Below are 4,110 nucleotides of genomic sequence, written 5' to 3'. Positions count from 1 at the left end.
ATACTTTTTCTTATAACCTCTGAATATGAGTATCCTTAAAATCCGTCTCATATTTCAATCCATATCCAAACATTCGATCCATTCCAATATGTGCTGTCCATATTAAGCCAATCATTATAACGATATCCATCTTAAAATAGACACCTATTAGAACAATTAATATGGATATGATATATGTGCGACATACATTATATATTTTCGCACCAACGTGATTATTAATCCCATATGCTAACATTGATAGATCCGGCGCTAAAAGGAATACAAAAAATATAATCCAACTAAACTCATATATCGAATACATATAAATCGTGGCTAAAAATACAACCATTCCTTCAAAATGTACAATACGTTTTTGCATTATTTATCATTCCTATTTTTCTATATTTATTGATACATTTTCATCGCTGAAAGTATTCTTTGTATTTTTTGACCAGATGGTTGCTAATATTGGCCCTGCAATGTTATGCCATACTGCCGCTAATACACTTGGGAGTGCAGCAACCGGTCCAAAATGTGCTGTCGCCAGCGCAACACCTAAACCTGAATTTTGCATTCCTACTTCTATTGAAATAGCCCTTCTTGTCCCTTCGTCTAGTCCAAGTACGAACGCAGTTATATATCCGAGCAAAAAACCGAAAGCATTATGGAGCATCACCGCAATAAAGATAAGAAGTCCTGAAGAAGTAATGCTACTTACATTTGCTGAAACAACTGCAGAAACAATTATGATAATTGCTACAACTGATATTAAAGGAATAACAGTCATTCCTTTATTAACGATATGAGGGAAAAACTTTTTCACTACTAGTCCTAAAATAATAGGCACAATAATGACTTGTACGATAGAAAGAAACATGGACATAGCATTTACTGGCATCCATTGCCCTGCAAGTAATAGTAGAATGAGCGGTGTAGCAATTGGTGCTAGTAACGTTGATACTGAAGTCATTGCAATAGACAACGCTAAGTTCCCTTTTGCTAAATAAACCATAACATTTGATGCAGTGCCACCCGGTACTGAACCGAGCAACACTAACCCAGCTGCTAATTCCGCTGGCAGATTCATAACGTAGGCTAGTACGTATGCGACAAGTGGCATAATAATAAACTGAGCACATACACCGATAATAACTGGTAATGGTTTTGTAGCTATGATTTTGAAATCAACAGCCTTCAATGTTAATCCCATCCCAAACATGACAACCCCAAGTAAAATCGTTATGTAACTAGTTAACCCGAGAAATGGCGCGGGAATGAAATATGCAATAGCTGCAATACAAATAACCCAAAATGCAAAATACTTTCCAGCTATATTACTTATCGCTTCTAGTACTTTCATCCACTCAGCCCCTATCTTTTAATTGAAACACCTTTTTCGGATTCAAAATATTTTGCGGATCAAGAACTTTCTTTATTTTCTCCATTACAAATAATGCCGCCCCATGTTCTTCTTCTTGATACTTTCGTTTCCCGATTCCAACGCCATGTTCTCCTGTACACGTTCCTCCTCGTTTAAGAGCATACTGAACGATACTTTCATTTATTTCGTCTGCCTTCTTCACTTCCTCCTTATCATTTGTGTCAATCATTAAGAGTACATGGAAATTCCCATCCCCAACATGACCGAGAATACCGCCAATAAGCCCTACTTTATGTAATACCTCTTTCGCATGTTGAATCGCTCCAGCTAATTCCGAAATTGGTACACATACGTCTGTACTCATTAGCTTTTTACCAGGATAACTATGCACGTAAGAGTACGCTAAGTTATGTCTTGCATCCCACAGCTTATTTCTCGCTGCTGTTTCCGTCTCAAACGCAATTTCTATACATTTATGATCAAGAACGATTTCTTTCATAAATTCAATATCTTGCTTTAACCCTGCTTCATTGCCGTGAAACTCTAAAAACAGTGTCGGTTCTTCTCTGTAACTTGTTTCATTGTAATAATTTACTTGTTTCATAGATAATTCATCAACGAGTTCAATTCTCGCGATTGGAATACCTGCTTGTAATATGTTAATTACAGCTTCTACTGCATCATTTATAGTTGGAAACGATGCCCTCGCAGCCATAACATGTTCTGGTATACCGTATACTTTTAAAGTTAACTCCGTGAAACATCCAAGTGTTCCTTCTGAGCCTACGAAAATACCATTTAAATGATAACCTGATGATGACTTCGCCGCTAAATTCCCGGTATGTATTACTCCTCCATCAGCAAGAACGACTTCTAAATCTCGAACTTGATCACGCATTACCCCATACTTTACCGCTGTCGTTCCGCTCGCATTTGTAGCAGCCATTCCTCCTAACGTTGCATCAGCTCCTGGGTCTACACTAAAAAATAATCCATACTTTTTCAATTCTTTATTAAGCTGGGAGCGCGTCACCCCTGGCTGTACTCTCACAAGAAAATCCTTTTCTCTTATTTCAAGTATTTTGTTCATAAGAGAAAAGTCCATTGTAATTCCTTTTTCGTAAGGAATTACATGTCCCTCTAAACTGGACCCTACTCCAAATGGAACGACAGCTGTTCCGTGCTGAATCGCTATTTTCATTATCGCGCTAACTTCTTCGGTCGTTTTTGGAAAAACAACTACATCAGGCAAACTACTACTATGGTAAGATTCATCTTTACTATGTAACTCTCGTACTGTCATATTTATTACTACTCGATCTTCAGGAAGTATGCCTTTTAATTCATTTACTACATGTTCAATTGTTATTTCCATAATCAACTCTCCTTTTTAATTTTAAAACAAGTATACCATCTTTATACAAAATAATTAGAAAAATAAGATTATTAAACCTGAACATACAAAAAAGAACCTGCAGCACACGCTACAAGTTCTTTTTCACTACATTTTAAACGATTTCTTTATTAACAACATAAACCAAATTAAAGTAACTGCCATCAACGAATGAGAAAATCCTACAATATAAGTTAACCCTTTAAAGTCAGCTCCATTTAACTGAAGAAGCCCTCTCGCTGCTAGCGAACCTAACATTAATGTTAATGCAATATTATGTAAAACAAACCACTTATTAAACCCTTGCACTTCATGAAACGCGAATACTTTTGCTAATCCTAAAGCAATTAAAAAGAAGAAAAAGCCAAGTACAAGTGTATGCGTATGCAAAAGATTTAACAAAGTAGACCCTAAAATCCCTTTATACTTACCATACTCCCTAGCGAAAATCCCTGATAATAAACCGATAATCAAATACGTAAACGATGCATTATATAATTTCTTCATTATGTACCTCCTTGAGTAGAATGTATAGTGTGTCATATTTAGTAATAATGATAGTTATATAGTAAAAACTCCTAGTCACCTAGGAGTCATTGTATAAGCATCTCACTCTTTACAATCAATCCTAATTATAAGATATCTCTCTATACAAAACAAACGAACTTTATGTGAACAAACACCCCCATTAAAATATGTTGCACTTTTGTTTTACACAATCCATACTAATTGTTATAACTTTTTAAAGGTGGTGTAATTATTGATAGTTCTTGAAACTGAACGTCTTAATCTTCGCTGGTTTGATATAAAAGACGCTCCTTTTATTCTTGAGTTAGTAAACGATCCTGCATGGATTCAGTTTATCGGTGACAAAGGAGTTAGTAACTTAGAAGATGCAAAAAAATATATTGTAAACGGTCCCATCGATATGTATAACAAACTTGGATTCGGCCTTTACTTAGTAGAACGAAAAAAAGATCTCACTCCACTTGGTATGTGTGGCCTTATTAAAAGAGATTCATTAGAAGACGTTGATATCGGGTTTGCCTTTTTAGAGACATTCCGTTCAAAAGGATATGGCTACGAGTCAGCTTATGCGATAATCGAATACGGTGTACAAAAGCTCGGCATGAAACGAATTGTAGCAATTACTTCTGTAGATAACATCGCCTCAGGAAAGCTTTTAGAAAAAGTAGGATTACGATTTGAGAAAATCATTTCAGATTCAGGAGAAGATTTAAAATTATTTGGGTATAACGCATAGTAAAGAAGGTCGCCGTGAATGGTGACCTTCTTTACTATTTTACTGATCTCGTCATAATACTTTTAGTTCCATGTATAGTTTTGCAGTAATTCT

Annotated in this window: 5 protein-coding genes; 1 reads left to right on the top strand and 4 read right to left on the bottom strand. The window is 35.7% G+C overall.

Annotated features, from left to right (window positions below; all coding sequences use genetic code 11):
- Window positions 1–10: 10 nt before the first annotated feature.
- The 4 genes from ACQGS6_RS23870 to ACQGS6_RS23855 form a co-directional block, all read right to left on the bottom strand.
- Window positions 11–358, bottom strand: coding sequence for a DUF4260 domain-containing protein (locus ACQGS6_RS23870; RefSeq protein WP_426965707.1), 348 nt, complete (start codon window positions 356–358; stop codon window positions 11–13).
- Window positions 359–370: 12 nt separating this feature from the next.
- Window positions 371–1,339, bottom strand: coding sequence for a bile acid:sodium symporter family protein (locus ACQGS6_RS23865; RefSeq protein ID WP_000865826.1), 969 nt, complete (start codon window positions 1,337–1,339; stop codon window positions 371–373).
- 4 nt (window positions 1,340–1,343) lie between these two features.
- Window positions 1,344–2,735 carry an FAD-binding oxidoreductase gene (locus tag ACQGS6_RS23860; protein ID WP_025966612.1) on the bottom strand — a complete coding sequence of 464 codons (1,392 nt, stop codon included), beginning with the start codon at window positions 2,733–2,735 and terminating at the stop codon, window positions 1,344–1,346.
- A gap of 126 nt (window positions 2,736–2,861) precedes the next feature.
- On the bottom strand, window positions 2,862–3,260 hold the full coding sequence (locus ACQGS6_RS23855) for a DUF2871 family protein (protein WP_000737896.1): 399 nt from the start codon (window positions 3,258–3,260) through the stop codon (window positions 2,862–2,864).
- Window positions 3,261–3,513: 253 nt separating this feature from the next.
- On the opposite strand from ACQGS6_RS23855, the gene ACQGS6_RS23850 reads away from it, so the two are divergent.
- Window positions 3,514–4,017, top strand: a complete 504-nt coding sequence (locus ACQGS6_RS23850; protein ID WP_025966611.1) for a GNAT family N-acetyltransferase — start codon at window positions 3,514–3,516, stop codon at window positions 4,015–4,017.
- Window positions 4,018–4,110 lie beyond the last annotated feature (93 nt).

This window comes from Bacillus sp. GMs2/2 (assembly GCF_050172095.1).
Taxonomy (GTDB): Bacteria; Bacillota; Bacilli; order Bacillales; family Bacillaceae_G; genus Bacillus_A; species Bacillus_A cereus.
The sequence above is the reverse complement of the archived record's forward strand: the minus strand, read 5'-3'. Positions and strand labels throughout refer to the sequence as shown.

Excerpts from the sequence above, each read along its gene's own strand:
- ACQGS6_RS23870 (WP_426965707.1), bottom strand. The coding sequence starts at position 358 with ATGCAAAAACGTATTGTACATTTTGAAGGAATGGTTGTATTTTTAGCC.
- ACQGS6_RS23855 (WP_000737896.1), bottom strand. The coding sequence starts at position 3,260 with ATGAAGAAATTATATAATGCATCGTTTACGTATTTGATTATCGGTTTA.
- ACQGS6_RS23865 (WP_000865826.1), bottom strand. The coding sequence starts at position 1,339 with ATGAAAGTACTAGAAGCGATAAGTAATATAGCTGGAAAGTATTTTGCA.
- ACQGS6_RS23860 (WP_025966612.1), bottom strand. The coding sequence starts at position 2,735 with ATGGAAATAACAATTGAACATGTAGTAAATGAATTAAAAGGCATACTT.